This is a genomic window from Exiguobacterium sp. KKBO11, from assembly GCF_001644945.1.
Lineage (GTDB): Bacteria > Bacillota > Bacilli > Exiguobacteriales > Exiguobacteriaceae > Exiguobacterium_A > Exiguobacterium_A abrahamii.
This window is the reverse complement of the sequence record NZ_LUCU01000033.1, coordinates 220,566-233,772: the sequence shown is the minus strand read 5'-3', so window position 1 is coordinate 233,772 and position 13,207 is coordinate 220,566. Positions and strand designations below refer to the sequence as shown.

General features: G+C 46.5%; 17 protein-coding genes. 4 read left to right on the top strand and 13 right to left on the bottom strand.

The annotated features are described in order from the left end of the window. Positions 1–141: 141 nt before the first annotated feature. On the bottom strand, positions 142–1,242 hold the full coding sequence (gene msrB, locus AYO36_RS12215) for a peptide-methionine (R)-S-oxide reductase MsrB (RefSeq protein ID WP_064300583.1): 1,101 nt from the start codon (positions 1,240–1,242) through the stop codon (positions 142–144). 186 nt (positions 1,243–1,428) lie between these two features. On the opposite strand from msrB, the gene AYO36_RS12210 reads away from it, so the two are divergent. Next, positions 1,429–1,815 carry a DUF302 domain-containing protein gene (locus AYO36_RS12210; protein WP_064300582.1) on the top strand — a complete coding sequence of 129 codons (387 nt, stop codon included), beginning with the start codon at positions 1,429–1,431 and terminating at the stop codon, positions 1,813–1,815. Between the two features lie 64 nt (positions 1,816–1,879). Here AYO36_RS12210 and AYO36_RS12205 read toward each other — a convergent pair whose 3' ends face one another. From AYO36_RS12205 to AYO36_RS12165, 9 genes are all read right to left on the bottom strand, one after another. Beyond that, complete coding sequence (locus AYO36_RS12205) at positions 1,880–2,656, bottom strand: sulfite exporter TauE/SafE family protein (RefSeq protein WP_064300581.1); 777 nt, start codon at positions 2,654–2,656, stop codon at positions 1,880–1,882. Between the two features lie 51 nt (positions 2,657–2,707). Then, positions 2,708–2,935, bottom strand: coding sequence for a sulfurtransferase TusA family protein (locus tag AYO36_RS12200; protein ID WP_029343316.1), 228 nt, complete (start codon positions 2,933–2,935; stop codon positions 2,708–2,710). 43 nt (positions 2,936–2,978) lie between these two features. Next, positions 2,979–4,115 (bottom strand): MBL fold metallo-hydrolase, encoded by a 1,137-nt coding sequence (locus AYO36_RS12195; RefSeq protein ID WP_064300580.1) that lies wholly within the window; start codon positions 4,113–4,115, stop codon positions 2,979–2,981. Between the two features lie 35 nt (positions 4,116–4,150). Then, positions 4,151–4,726: a sulfurtransferase TusA family protein gene (locus tag AYO36_RS12190; RefSeq protein WP_064300579.1), complete on the bottom strand. Its 576-nt coding sequence runs from the start codon at positions 4,724–4,726 to the stop codon at positions 4,151–4,153. A gap of 28 nt (positions 4,727–4,754) precedes the next feature. Continuing rightward, positions 4,755–5,051, bottom strand: a complete 297-nt coding sequence (locus tag AYO36_RS12185; RefSeq protein WP_023466941.1) for a rhodanese-like domain-containing protein — start codon at positions 5,049–5,051, stop codon at positions 4,755–4,757. 25 nt (positions 5,052–5,076) lie between these two features. Then, the gene (locus tag AYO36_RS12180; RefSeq protein ID WP_064300578.1) at positions 5,077–5,436 is read right to left on the bottom strand and encodes a rhodanese-like domain-containing protein; all 360 of its coding nucleotides are present in this window, start codon (positions 5,434–5,436) and stop codon (positions 5,077–5,079) included. Positions 5,437–5,458: 22 nt separating this feature from the next. Then, complete coding sequence (locus AYO36_RS12175) at positions 5,459–5,938, bottom strand: DsrE/DsrF/DrsH-like family protein (RefSeq protein WP_023466937.1); 480 nt, start codon at positions 5,936–5,938, stop codon at positions 5,459–5,461. 55 nt (positions 5,939–5,993) lie between these two features. After that, positions 5,994–6,257, bottom strand: coding sequence for a metal-sensitive transcriptional regulator (locus tag AYO36_RS12170; RefSeq protein WP_023466936.1), 264 nt, complete (start codon positions 6,255–6,257; stop codon positions 5,994–5,996). A 144-nt stretch (positions 6,258–6,401) separates the two neighbouring features. Continuing rightward, the gene (locus tag AYO36_RS12165; protein WP_064300577.1) at positions 6,402–7,250 is read right to left on the bottom strand and encodes a LysR family transcriptional regulator; all 849 of its coding nucleotides are present in this window, start codon (positions 7,248–7,250) and stop codon (positions 6,402–6,404) included. A gap of 115 nt (positions 7,251–7,365) precedes the next feature. Between AYO36_RS12165 and AYO36_RS12160 the strand changes: the two genes are divergently transcribed. Continuing rightward, positions 7,366–8,214 (top strand): sulfite exporter TauE/SafE family protein, encoded by an 849-nt coding sequence (locus tag AYO36_RS12160; RefSeq protein WP_064300576.1) that lies wholly within the window; start codon positions 7,366–7,368, stop codon positions 8,212–8,214. Between the two features lie 50 nt (positions 8,215–8,264). Here the strand turns inward: AYO36_RS12160 and AYO36_RS12155 are convergent, their stop codons facing one another. After that, on the bottom strand, positions 8,265–9,122 hold the full coding sequence (locus tag AYO36_RS12155) for a YihY/virulence factor BrkB family protein (protein ID WP_023466934.1): 858 nt from the start codon (positions 9,120–9,122) through the stop codon (positions 8,265–8,267). Positions 9,123–9,309: 187 nt separating this feature from the next. On the opposite strand from AYO36_RS12155, the gene AYO36_RS12150 reads away from it, so the two are divergent. Beyond that, on the top strand, positions 9,310–10,404 hold the full coding sequence (locus AYO36_RS12150) for a nitric oxide synthase oxygenase (RefSeq protein ID WP_064300575.1): 1,095 nt from the start codon (positions 9,310–9,312) through the stop codon (positions 10,402–10,404). Next, complete coding sequence (locus tag AYO36_RS12145; RefSeq protein ID WP_064300574.1) at positions 10,401–10,847, top strand: NUDIX hydrolase; 447 nt, start codon at positions 10,401–10,403, stop codon at positions 10,845–10,847. Before AYO36_RS12150 ends, AYO36_RS12145 begins: the two co-directional genes overlap by 4 nt. A gap of 21 nt (positions 10,848–10,868) precedes the next feature. Here AYO36_RS12145 and AYO36_RS12140 read toward each other — a convergent pair whose 3' ends face one another. Both AYO36_RS12140 and bcaP read right to left on the bottom strand, forming a co-directional pair. Further along, positions 10,869–11,648 carry a GNAT family N-acetyltransferase gene (locus AYO36_RS12140; RefSeq protein WP_193748177.1) on the bottom strand — a complete coding sequence of 260 codons (780 nt, stop codon included), beginning with the start codon at positions 11,646–11,648 and terminating at the stop codon, positions 10,869–10,871. A 93-nt stretch (positions 11,649–11,741) separates the two neighbouring features. Continuing rightward, on the bottom strand, positions 11,742–13,130 hold the full coding sequence (bcaP, locus tag AYO36_RS12135) for a branched-chain amino acid transporter BcaP (RefSeq protein WP_023466930.1): 1,389 nt from the start codon (positions 13,128–13,130) through the stop codon (positions 11,742–11,744). Positions 13,131–13,207: the final 77 nt, after the last annotated feature.

Sequence of the window (13,207 nt, the reverse complement as noted above, 5' to 3'; positions counted from 1 at the left end):
TGTTCCTCCTTCAAGATGGATGTACTTTATCTTGATTATAAACAGTAACTGGATAAAATGGATATTTATTTTATGGATGTATCTTACAATTTTGAAAGGAAAGGCATCCCATGCATATGAGCATCGGATGCCTTTTAATGATTATTTAAAATCTGCTAGATATTCACCGTATCCTTCTTGTTTCAAGTCCTCTTTCGGAATAAAACGTAAAGCGGCTGAGTTCATACAATACCGAAGCCCCGTTGGCTCTGGACCATCCGAGAAGACATGTCCAAGATGGGCATTTCCATGTCGACTCCGGACTTCCATCCGTTTCATGCCGATTGAAAAATCACTTTTCTCAATGATATTACCTGACTCAAGTGGTTTCGTGAAACTTGGCCATCCTGTCTTCGAATCATATTTATCGTTTGATGAAAACAATGGTTCGCCAGAAATCAGATCGACATAGATACCGTCTGCTTTCAAATCGTGATACGGATTATCAAACGCCGGCTCCGTCCCATCTTCTTGTGTCACCTTGTACTGGATGTCGGTTAATTTCTTTTTGATTTCTGCGTCTGATAATTTTGGATAGGTTGGAAGATCAAGTTTGGGTTGATCGTTCCAGTAACGGTTGATGAAGTCGTCGCGTCCAGAAGCTGCTCGGTAAAATTTATATTTCTTCTCACTCTTCAAATAGTAGTCTTGATGATACGCTTCCGCTTCATAAAAAGGACCTGCCGCAATCAACGGTGTGACGATGTTATCATCGAAGACTTGTTGTTTCTCTAAATCTTGTTTCGATTGCGCTGCGATTTCTTTTTGTTTCTCATTCGTATAGAAAATCGCCGTCGTATAAGACTCACCACGGTCGACGAATTGACCATCTGCATCCGTCGGATCAATCTGGCGCCAGTAGACATCCAACAATTGCTTGTACGAGATGACGTTCGGATCAAATGTGATCAATACAGCTTCCCGATGACCTGTCGTCTCCGCTGACACTTGATTATACGTCGGATTTTCAACATCGCCGCCCGTATAACCAGAAATGACGGATTTGACGCCTTTTAACCTTTCGAACGGTGGCTCCATACACCAGAAGCATCCGCCAGCTAAAATCGCCGTTTCTTCCGGTTGATAGCTCAATTCCTTACTTCCACTTGATTTTGCCTGCTGTTGCTGGAACACGAAGTATCCCCCGACCATGATGACGATGAGACCGATGACTGATACAATCGTCCACATTCGTTTCTTCATCTCCCTTCGCCTCCTTTATTTAGCTTACGTCGCATGACGTCTATTGGATGTTCTTTTATTTAACTGTACCGCGCTCATGCCGTCTTGTCGTAGCATGTGCTCAAACAGAGCACATTGGACCTTCCGGATTAAAGAAGTTCAATCAGGGAATAGACTATATATCAAAAAACACCAGGAGGGGTATTTATGTTTGATTACACTGTAACGTCACATCACGATTTGGATCACGTCATGTCTCAACTGAAGCAAGCTCTCTCAGAGGCATCGTTCGGTGTCTTATGGGAGTTTGATTTAGCAAACAAATTCGAAGAAAAAGAGCTCTCTTTTAATGAAAGTTATCATATTTTAGAGGTATGCCAACCCAAAGAGGCGCACCGCGTCGTTTCTCATGACTTACGGGCCGGTTACTTTCTTCCATGTAAAATCGTCGTCTATACCGAAAAAGGACAAACGAAAGTCGGAATGCCAAAACCAACTGCCTTGATGGACTTAGCAGACGAGGCAGCACTTCAAACTGTCGCCAAAGAAGTCGAACATACGTTACGACACGTAATCGATCAAGCTACACAATAACAAAACGCTCTACCTGTACATTGTTTCGTAAAGGAAACATCATACAAGTAGAGCGTTCTTTCGTTCACAGGATGTCGATCCAAATCTTCACGGCTGTCGCTAAAATCAGGACAGCAAGAATGACTTGGAGAATCTTCGTGTTCATCTTCTTCCCGGCGATTGCGCCAAGTGGTGCTGCAATTAAACTAGCAACGACCATGATTGCCGCAGGACCCCAGTCGACTTGTCCGGTCGTGATTTTACCAACCGTTGCGCCGATCGACGAAATGAACGTGATCGCTAATGACGAAGCAATCGTCATCCGTGTCGGGATTTTCAAGAGGACGAGCATAATCGGGACGAGTAAAAAGGCACCTGCCGCACCGACGATTCCGGCTCCGACACCTACGATGAATGCCGATACCGCCGCAATGGTTTTGTTGAACTGGACCTGATCAAGTGGAATGTCGTCGATTCCCTTTTTCGGAACGAACATCATGATCGCTGCCGTTAACGCAAGAACACCATAGACGATGTTGATTGTGTCTTCAGCCAGGATATTTGAACCATACGCACCGATGAAGCTACCGATTAAAATCGATCCCCCCATGTAGACGATCAATAATTTATTCAAATAACCGCCTTTTCGGTAAGCCCAGACGCCACCAATCGTCGCAAAAAAGACTTGAATCGCACTGATTCCAGCAACCTCATGGGCAGAAAATGCTGCAAAGCCGAGTAGCGGCGGGATATACAATAACATCGGATATTTAATGATTGAACCGCCAATTCCTAACATTCCTGAAATGTAGGATCCGACAAATCCGATTAAGAAAATCGTCACGATAAAACCGAATTCCATCGTTTATCACTCCTTAAAAAAGAGAGCCGTAAATCAGCTCTCTTTTCGAAATTAACCTTTTTGAATCCAGAATTTTAGGACGCTTGCTTCTTCTTCATGTTTGACGAGTTCATGACCACCTGATGTCGCCCACGCCTGAAGATCGTTTTTTGCCCCTTTATCCGTTGCATGGACTTCAAGGATTTGACCTGATTCGAGTCCAGCGATGGCTTTTTTTGTTTTTACGATTGGCATCGGACAAGCAAGTCCTTTTGCGTCGAGTACGAGTTCTGATTTCATGTTGTATTCCTCCTGAATGATTTGATGTTCGTTATGCATCGGCTTAGCGTACCGCACAGCGGTTCGGTCCGACTTCCATTTCCCGTTGTGTTTCAAGATCGGGTGTCTGTTTCCCCATGTTTGTTTCACGGATATCTTGATACGCGTTCGGTTGTGGCGGCAGGTTCTCTGTGACCATTTTCCGGAATGTTGCTTCATCGTCGATGTTGAGACCATGATTGTTCGCAAGCAAGATGCTTAATTTTTCCGCTACACTACCATCCGTGTTCAATTCTTCAATGATCATGAAATGTGCCGGTAAGACGATGAGTTCTGGTGAAAGATCACGATACGTGTTGTAGAGCGAATCGCGTAAGTCACCAACCCAGTCTTCCGCGAGACCGGCTAAATCCGGACGACCAATCGAGTCGATGAACAAGATATCACCCGTCAATAAATAACGCTGATCGACGATGAATGAAGTCGATCCAATCGTATGTCCTGGGGAATAAAGAGCGCGTACTTCAATCGCTGTATCCCCTACTTGAACCGTACTACCGTCTTCAAGTGGTGCATAATCGAATGTGACATCCGTCGCATCTTTCGGTGGCAACCAGTATGTCGCGCCTGTTTTTTCGGCGATGTCGCGTCCTCCAGAAATATGATCCGCATGAAGATGTGTATCAAACACATGCTTAATCGTGACGTTGCGTGATGCGGCATAATCCAAATACACATCTGTCATTCGTGTCGCGTCGATGAGTACGGCCTCTCCTTCTGAGATGACCATATACGAGAGACAACCTTTACCGATTCGAACGAACTGAACGACTTCGCCTTGATCAGTTCCTGTTTCGTTCAGCGTTCCGAGTGAAATCGGTTCTAGATGTTCACTCCATGCTTTCATACCGCCTGACAGATACGATACGTCTCGTCCTGCTTCTTCTAGCATATCGGCGACGAAAATCGATGAACCTTCTTTTGCGCAAACGACGAGAACATCCTGATCCGTCGGAAGCTGATCGAGAATCTCCTCGACACCATCCAACAATTCAAAATACGGAATGTTGAGGTACTTGAAGTTCTCTCCTTCGATTTTCCAATCTTGAAACGCATCCTCATTCCGGACATCTAAGATGAACAGAGACTCACGTCCAATGATTTTTTTTGTAACTTGTGCGGCTGTCATTGCTTGTGCCATATCTACTCGTTCCTCCTCTACTTTACGCTGTTGTATTATTTCGCTGAAACGAGTGTCGTCGTCTCAGACGCCCATTCCTGCATACCCGGTACGACATTGTGGACCGTATACCCCTTGTCACTGAGCTGTCGGCATGCCATGTCACTTCGGCTACCTGTCCGGCAGATGACATAAATCGTCTGATTTGAATCCAGTTCTGCATGGCGTGTCTCCAGTTCGCCTAACGGAATATTGATGGCTCCCGGTACATGGGCGAAGGCATATTCTGCTTGTTCACGAACATCAAGCACCGTGATCGAATCGTCTTGGCGTGCTGCTTCGACTGTTGCGTTGTCGACGGTTTGAGCGAATGCTGCTGGTTCCGTGACATCACCTGTTGATTTCCGAACGTAATGACGGAGCACTTCGCCTTCTTCAATCGTGCCTAAATAATGATTGCCGGTGCTGTTTGCCCAGGCACGGAGATCTGCAGTTGATCCTTTATCCGTCGCCTGGACTTCGATGACTTGTCCTGGTTCTAACGTCTTGATCGTTTTTTTCGTCCGAACGATCGGCATCGGACAAGCGAGACCTTTGGCGTCCAATACGATATCTGATTTAATCCTAGTCATACAATTCGCTCCTTTACGGTGTGGGGTATTATTTCGTTTCGCCTTCGTACGACATCATGCCGCCATCCATGTTCGTCACGTCATATCCTTGTCCTTCGAGATATGTCGTTGCGCGACCACTGCGCGCACCAGAACGGCATACCATGACATACTCTTTTTTCTTGTCGAGTTCGTTCATCTTGAATTCAATCAATCCGAGTGGAATATGGATCGCTCCCGGAATCATTCCTTCTTTGACTTCATCGACTTCCCGGACATCAATGACGTTCAGTTGTTCACCACGTTCGATTTTTTCCTGTACTTCTGTTGCTGTCATGCGTTTCATGTTCAATTCCTCCTCTTGATTCGATTTAGCGCCAGGCATTCATTCCGCCACGGACTTCCGTGACATTTGAATAACCGGCTTTTTTTAGTACTTTGACGGCTTGTTTGCTTCGCATCCCGCTTTGACAGATGACGAGCACTTCTTTGTCTTTCGGGATTTGATTCAGTTGACTGTTTAGCGTTTTTAACGGAATGTTCTTAAATCCTTTGATGTGATTGCCTTTGAATTCTGCCGGTGTCCGAACATCGAGATAAAATCGTTTGCGGTCGTTTAGTAACGGCTTCAGTTCCGTGGTCGACACTTGCTTGACGCCTTTTGTTGGGGCGAACATCTTATAAGCGAGATAGCCGACGACGAGCAACAAGATAATCGATAGTACATCCATGCGTCATTCCTCCTTCAGATCATTAGATGAATAGATTGACGTTTCCGTTCTCCGCATCGGCGAGGTAGGCGGCAACACCTGCATACTCAATCCCGTCGTGTAATTCTTCCTGTTTCAAACCGAGTAAATCCATCGTCATCGTACAGGCGACGAGTTTGACATCCTGCTCTTTCGCTAATTCGATTAAGTCCGGAAGCGGCATCGCATTGTGCTTCTTCATGACGTTTTTAATCATTTTTTGACCTGCACCACCGAAGTTCATTTTCGAGAGTGGCATCTTATCAGCACCGCGTGGCATGAACTTACCGAACATCTTCTCAAGGAATGTTTTATCCGGCTGGATCGGTTCATCTTTACGCATCGCATTCAAACCCCAGAAGGTATGAAAAATCGTGACTTCGTGATCGTATGCGGCTGCACCGTTGGCAATGATATAAGCTGCCATGACTTTGTCGTACTCTCCACTAAATAAAACGATGGTTGTTTTTTTTGTATCTGACATGAACGTAATTCCTCCAAGTTTTTACCCTAAGGGGTATATTAATTCATAAAAAAATTTATCTGCTTTTCATTAAGAGTTGAACAGCCTCTGCAACGGCTTGTTCATGATTTTCCGTCGCATCATCCTGACGAACACAGTCGATCAAGTTCTCACTGACGACGAGACCGATGACGCGATCGATTGCACTACGTGTAGCGCTCAGTTGTGTGACGACATCCTTACAAGACGCCTCTTCTTTCATCATTCGAACGATTCCGTGGATTTGTCCTTCAATCCGATTCATCCGATGAATGATGCGATCTTCATAACCGTTTTCCATATGAAGTCCATCTCCTTTTTTAAATGTGACATGCGTCATACCTCGTTGGTACATTTCATACAATAATACCTACAGGGGTATAAGTCAACGAAAAAGATTTCCGATTTTATCGCCATTGTAGAACGTCCGGAAATCTTTTTACATTTAACCTTTCCAATTCGCCTGTAAAAAAGTGATCCAATGTTCTGCAAGGCGAGTCGGCATCTTCTCTGGTAACAGGTAGCGAAACGTTCGTTTAGAAATCCCTTTCGCATGAAGCGCAAAGGACTCGGACGGGAAAGACGTGACGAGTCGTTCCGACAAGGCTGCAATGCCACTCCCATTAAAAACAAGTTGACGCACTAAATAGTTGGCATCGACTGTAATCGTTCGTGCGGGAACGATCGACGAAGCATCTAGCCAACGATCGAGCGCATAGCGGGATGCAGATCCTTCTTCGCGAACGATCCACGTTGCATCGTTTAACGAAAGGTGAGCCGCACCAATGATGTGCAGTTGATCTTTCGCAAAGACGATTTGTTTGATCCCATCAAGTGTCAGTTCTCCTTCGATCATCCCGAGATCAATCTCACGATGTCTTAAGGCTGCTGCCACTTGATCGTGATTCATTAATTGGATATCTAGTGATACCTCGGGATGAGCGCTCGAAAACAGATGAATCATGTCATCGAGCAACATTTCGTGAATCGTATGCGTTGCTCCAATCCGTAAGGTTCCGCGGAAGACACCTTCCGATTCATCCAGCTGGGACTGCATCTGTTCGAGCTGGAAAAGAACTTCTTTTGCGTGGCGATAGACAATCCAGCCCATTTCCGATACCTCGACCCCTATTGCGAATGAATCACGTATTAATAATGAATGTCCGATCTCTTCTTCTAGTCGTTTGACGTGAACACTGACCGTCGGTTGCGATAGAAATAACTGTTCCGCTGTTTTCGTAAAATGACGTGTTTCAACAAGTGTGACGAACGTTCTCAGTTCAGTTAATTTCAACAATACCCCTCCTCATTACATTTCATAATCATTTGTATGTAATTAATTCATTTTTATAATCTTGTATTCCTCTTTCATACTCAAGGTATCACGTATTAGAAAGAAGGACAGTTTCATGATGTATATCTCATTTATGTTATTAGGAGCAACCATCGGCATACTCTCCGGCTTTTTCGGAATCGGTGGCGGCATCATCCTGACCCCACTTTTATTGATTCTCGGCTATGAAGCCAGCACCGCGATCGTCCTCAGTCTGTTGCTGACACTCGGATCGACTGTGACCGGCACGCTCTCGCATCTTCGATTAAAAACATTCCGTTTTCGTGATGCCGGGATCATTGGTCTGTCTGGCATCATCGGTTCTGCGTTGATCACACCAGTCGTCTTTTGGCTCGAGCGTCATGCTGGTGCTGATGTCGTCTTATCAAGTCTCTACATTGTCTTACTGATTGGTTTTTCGATTCAGTTCCTTCGTCCCCGTTCAAAGGAACGTCCGTCTTTTCCGGTCCATCATGCTTCCGTCGTAAAGCTCGCCGTCATCGGACTTGCTGCCGGAATCCTCTCGTCGTTGATGGGTGTCAGCGGTGGATTCTTGTTGACGCCGCTCTTGCTCGCCTGGGTTCGCTTCCCGCTCAAAAAAGCAATCGGAACGAGCATCGCCTCTGCGACATTGATTGTTCTTGGAGGCGTGACGAGTTATGTTGCTTCCGGAACCAGTGCTCCGTTATCACTCGGGATTGCTTTAATCGTCGGTGCGTTCATCGGCTCACCACTCGGTGCTTCACTCTTGCATCGCTTCAATGAACCGTTCGTTCAAAAGACGTTAGGAATCTTTTATGGTGTCGTCGCCTTAAGCGTCATCGTCAAAGTATTCGGTCTTCCTTATCTGTCACTCGTCTTACTCGCTTTATTCACACTCAGCCTGTTGAGCGTCTTCGGTTACCGGATTCTTAAAACGGCCTAAATGAAAAAGCAGCTGACACATCGTCAGCTGCTTTTGTGCGTGCTCAATGATTAACGCACGCTTTCTTCTTTGATTTTTTGTGGTTTCATGATTTTTGCCTCTTTTTTCTGACGCATGCGTTCCGCATTCATCAATCCCCCTAACATCAGGACGACAGCGGACAAATAGAACCACGTCATCAAGACGATGATTCCGGCAAGCTGACCGTAAAGACGATCGTAACTCCCGAACTCAGCATAGTAAGAGAAGAATTCCGAAACGACTTGCCAAGCGATCGTCGCAAAAATGGCTCCAGGGAGTACTTGACGAACCGTTAGTCGGACACTCGGTAAAATCCGATACAATAAGATGAAAAAGACAAGTAAGAACAACGTCCCGAGTCCCCAGCGGAATAAGAACCAGATCCACGAATAGTTCGTCACGAAATCAGCGACGATTGCAAAGTGGTTGATGAAACGCCGTGTTAACTTTTCTGAAATCGGAACAATCAATGAAATCGGTAAGATGATCATCATCCCGATCGTAAAAGCGAAGTCTTGCAACAGTCCGCGCCAGAATGGCGCTTTTCGTGTCACTTCGAGCGCATCGTTTAGCGAGCGGACAAGTGACTGGACCGACATCGAAGCAAGCCAAAAGGCGGCGAGAAAACTGATCGAGGCAAGTTTGAATCCGCCTTGATCAAAGATTCCAACGACGTTCCGCTGAATCAAATCATACGTTTCTGCCGGAGCAAACGGTCGAATTAAATCCAGCACGTTATCGGACGTAAACGGTAAGAACGAGACGATCCCAACTACGAATAATAAGAACGGGAATAAGGACAACATCAGATAATAGGCGAGCTGAGCCGATTTATCAAAAAAGGCTTCACCAAAAAAACGGGCAAATACAGGTTTGATTAAAGACATACAAATTTCCTCACTTTCAACTAATTCTCTACACTATCCCCCATTTCATACCTCCTTTAAACTTTTGGAAGTCTTTTGAACTTATAACAACCTTATACATCATTCAAGTTTGGCGCTTCGGTTCTGCGCGGGGTACACTAGGAACAGAGATTGTATCGTGCTTGTTTTTTAGAAAGGATTTCGATTCGTGTACTCACTCATTCAAACCGAAGCAGAACGCTTCTTTACTTCTTATATAGAGCAATACCCCGAAATGGCCGGACGTCAGCAAGAAGTCATCCGTTCGATTGAAACAACAGGAACGTACGAACAGACGGCTTCCGAGCTAGCGTTCGGTGCCAAGCTCGCTTGGCGGAACAGTAACCGATGTGTCGGACGTCTCTTTTGGGAACAACTCCATGTCTTTGACGCGCGGGATGCGTTGACCGTTGAAGCGGTCCGCGACGCGTTATTTGAGCATATCCGGTTCGCGACGAACGAGGGACGAATTCGCTCGACGATCACGATTTTCCATCCGACACGTGTCCGGCTGCATAATCATCAACTGATCCGCTACGCTGGTTATGAGACCGCAACAGGAATCATCGGTGATCCGGCTTCGATCCAACTGACGCGACAATGTGAAGCACTTGGCTGGACCGGAGCGCATACACCCTTTGATATCCTGCCCCTCTTGATTGAACTCGATGGACAAGTCAGCCTGCATCCGATTCCAGATGAGTTCGTGCTCGAAGTCAGCATCACACATCCTGACTATGACCTGTTCGGTGGTCGCGAAGTCCGCTGGTATGCCGTGCCGATGATTGCCGACATGCAGCTCGAGATCGGTGGCATCGTCTATCCGTGTGCCCCGTTCAACGGATGGTACATGGGAACAGAAATCGGTGCCCGTAACCTCGCCGATACGGATCGTTACGATCTGTTACCGCTCGTCGCGACACAACTCGGTTTGAATACCTCGCGTGAACGTTCGCTTTGGAAAGACCGAGCGCTCGTCGAACTGAACATCGCCGTACTTGAATCGTTCGAACGCGCCGGTGTTACGATCGTTGATCACCATACGGCTGCGAAACAGTTCGCTCGTTTTGAAAAAAATGAAGCCGCGTGCGGTCGTGATGTCACCGGGGAATGGTCCTGGCTCGTGCCACCGATGAGTGGTGCAACGACGCATATGTTCCATAAGGATTACGACCCGGAAATCAAACGACCGAACTTCTTTCCGAAATCAACACAGACAGCGCCCGTGACCGGCTGTCCGTTCCACCAAGGAGCACTGAAATGAATTATGTCGAGCAGTTACGTCAAAAAATCGGTCATGACCCAGTCATTCTTGTCGGTTCCGTCGTCCTCGTCGTACAAAATGAACACATTTTGCTCGAACAACGAAACGAAACACAAGCCCGCTTTGGTTTACCAGGAGGATTGATGGAATGGGCGGAATCACCGGAAGAGACCGCGCGTCGAGAGCTTAAAGAAGAGACTGGCTTAGAGGTAAAACGATTAACGTTACTCGATGTCTACTCCGGTCCGCAATACGTGACGACGTTAGCGAACGGAGACGTCTTTCAAAGCGTCACCCTCGCCTATATCGGTGAACATCCGATTGGAATGTTAAAACAAAGTGATGAAAGCATCAATCTCCAGTTCGTCCCGCTTGATGACTTACCCGATCACTTAGTCGGTTCTCACGCTCGAATGATTGAAGACTACAAAAACCGCCGCTAAATGAATAGCAGCGGTTTTTGTTTATAGCGACTGACGCATGATGTATTGTTTCAAATCCCGCTGAGTCCACCCTTCAGAACGTAACGCCTCCCAAACCTGCACATCTGTTGATTGATAATGGTAGGTCGTTCCCGGTAAACGACGGACGACTTCTGTCGCATGTCGTGCTTTTTGTTCTGCTGGACCTACGACTGACAAGAGAGATGATCCGGCTACTGCCACTACACTTGCTTCTAATTGGTAATAATCCGTTTGTAATTGCTGCATGACATGAGGATCTTGCTGCCAGATGTATTCCCCTTGTCCATGGTATTGTTTTAAAAACTCCACTTCTTCGATCGTCGGCAGAGCGGCTTCTTGACGTTCATCCGTTAAATGAAAATATCCGATTTCTCCAACAATCGTATAGTGAAGCGATTCATACAAGCGAATTGCCGGATCGTTCCCTTGAATGACTTCAAGCATCAGACCATCCATTCCGATTTCTTTAGCATGGCTCAGTTGTGCTTGATACAAGGCTTTCGCGATCCCAAGACGACGATATTGTGGTGAAATCCCCAGTCCCCCACACCGCATGATGCGTTGACCCTCGATCTCCTTCCAACCGTTCAGCCAGAGACCGACCGGTATTTCTCCATGATAGGCAACGAATGAATGCTCCAATTGGTTCCCGTCTCGTTCGATGATGCGCTCTTGGAATTCTGCTTCCGATAAGTGCAGTGGAATCAAATAATCTTGGAATCCATCCTGCATCGCTTTGTACGCCGTTTTTACGCCAGGTGCGCGTTGAATATGAATCATCGAAAAACCTCCTTTTCCACTGAGCTGTTTCGCTTTCGTTCGCCTCATTTCCTGCATACAAAAACACCCTTGTCGCCAAGGGTGTTAGTCGATTCATTGATGGAGTTTCGAACGCTTGCGTCCATATCCGAAGTACAACAGTAATCCAATGGCTGTCCAGACAAAGAAGGCAATCCACGTGAATGGTTGTAAGTTGAACATGAGCATGATACAAGCAAGGACTGACAAAATCGGTAAGACTGGGACGAACGGAACCTTAAAGGCGCGCTTCAAATCGGGACGCGTCCGGCGTAGGACGATGACCGCGATCGAGATGAGCGAGAAGGCTGCTAGTGTTCCGATGTTGATCAATTCAGCAAGTGTACCAAGCGGCACGAATCCAGCGATTAAACCAGCAGTCGTTCCGAGAATCCAAGTCGCTTTAACTGGTGTGTGTGACTTTTCATTGACGTCTGAGAAGACTTTCGGTAATAATCCGTCACGGCTCATCGCGAACAAGAGACGGACGAGACCAAATGTCATGACGAGGATGACCGTCGTCATACCAACGATGGCTCCTAAGTCAACGAATCCAGCGACCCAGTCTTGGCCAGCCACTTTTAAGGCAAGGGATACTGGGCTATCAACACCTTCAAACTGTTTGAATGGAACGATTCCGACCATGATAGCAGAGACCACGACGTACAAAACGGTAACGATCGCAAGCGATCCTAGAATCCCAATCGGTAAGTTACGTCCCGGGTTTTTGACTTCTTCTGCTGCCGATGTGACGGCATCAAATCCAAGATAAGCGAAGAAGGCAATCGCTGATGCTTGCAGGACACCGCTCATACCGAACGGCGCAAACGGCTTGTAGTTGCCTGGTTCGATATACCAGATCCCGACGACGATGAACAAGACGACGACGGCAACTTTGACAAGTACCATGATGTTGTTGACGCGTTTTGTCTCTTTAATCCCAAGCGAAAGCAAGAGCGTGATGACCATCAGAATCAAGAACGCTGGTAAGTTAAAGAACGTTTCGCTTCCTGGTACAGCACCTGGAGCAGCTGTTAAAGCTGTCGGTAAATGGAGACCAAAGCCTGCTAACAGTGACTGGAAGTACCCTGACCAGCCGGTCGCAACGGCACTCGAAGCGAGTCCGTATTCTAAAATGAGACACCAGCCGATGATCCAAGCCACGACTTCCCCAATCGTTGCGTATGTATACGTATATACACTACCTGAGACGGGAATCATCGACGAGAATTCAGCATAACAAAGGGCTGCGAGCGCACAGACGATAGCGGAAATAATAAATGAGATCGGTAAAGCAGGTCCTGCATAAAGAGCGCCCGTTCCTGTCAGAACGAAAATCCCGGTACCGATGATGGCACCGATTCCAAGTAAAATAAGGTCAAACCCTGATAAGTGACGTGCCAGTTTGGAATGTTGTTTCATGTCCATCATCACACTGACATCTTTCTTGCGAAGCAAACTCATGTTTCATCCTCCGAACTTTTCTCTTTTTTCTGAATATTCAAATCATTGAGGTAATTGACTTTCTTATCATAACAAAC

Coding starts and splice junctions, on each gene's coding strand:
- msrB (WP_064300583.1), bottom strand. CDS start 1,242: ATGAAGAAACGAATGTGGACGATTGTATCAGTCATCGGTCTCATCGTC.
- AYO36_RS12210 (WP_064300582.1), top strand. CDS start 1,429: ATGTTTGATTACACTGTAACGTCACATCACGATTTGGATCACGTCATG.
- AYO36_RS12205 (WP_064300581.1), bottom strand. CDS start 2,656: ATGGAATTCGGTTTTATCGTGACGATTTTCTTAATCGGATTTGTCGGA.
- AYO36_RS12200 (WP_029343316.1), bottom strand. CDS start 2,935: ATGAAATCAGAACTCGTACTCGACGCAAAAGGACTTGCTTGTCCGATG.
- AYO36_RS12195 (WP_064300580.1), bottom strand. CDS start 4,115: ATGGCACAAGCAATGACAGCCGCACAAGTTACAAAAAAAATCATTGGA.
- AYO36_RS12190 (WP_064300579.1), bottom strand. CDS start 4,726: ATGACTAGGATTAAATCAGATATCGTATTGGACGCCAAAGGTCTCGCT.
- AYO36_RS12185 (WP_023466941.1), bottom strand. CDS start 5,051: ATGAAACGCATGACAGCAACAGAAGTACAGGAAAAAATCGAACGTGGT.
- AYO36_RS12180 (WP_064300578.1), bottom strand. CDS start 5,436: ATGGATGTACTATCGATTATCTTGTTGCTCGTCGTCGGCTATCTCGCT.
- AYO36_RS12175 (WP_023466937.1), bottom strand. CDS start 5,938: ATGTCAGATACAAAAAAAACAACCATCGTTTTATTTAGTGGAGAGTAC.
- AYO36_RS12170 (WP_023466936.1), bottom strand. CDS start 6,257: ATGGAAAACGGTTATGAAGATCGCATCATTCATCGGATGAATCGGATT.
- AYO36_RS12160 (WP_064300576.1), top strand. CDS start 7,366: ATGATGTATATCTCATTTATGTTATTAGGAGCAACCATCGGCATACTC.
- AYO36_RS12155 (WP_023466934.1), bottom strand. CDS start 9,122: ATGTCTTTAATCAAACCTGTATTTGCCCGTTTTTTTGGTGAAGCCTTT.
- AYO36_RS12145 (WP_064300574.1), top strand. CDS start 10,401: ATGAATTATGTCGAGCAGTTACGTCAAAAAATCGGTCATGACCCAGTC.
- AYO36_RS12140 (WP_193748177.1), bottom strand. CDS start 11,648: ATGATTCATATTCAACGCGCACCTGGCGTAAAAACGGCGTACAAAGCG.
- bcaP (WP_023466930.1), bottom strand. CDS start 13,130: ATGAGTTTGCTTCGCAAGAAAGATGTCAGTGTGATGATGGACATGAAA.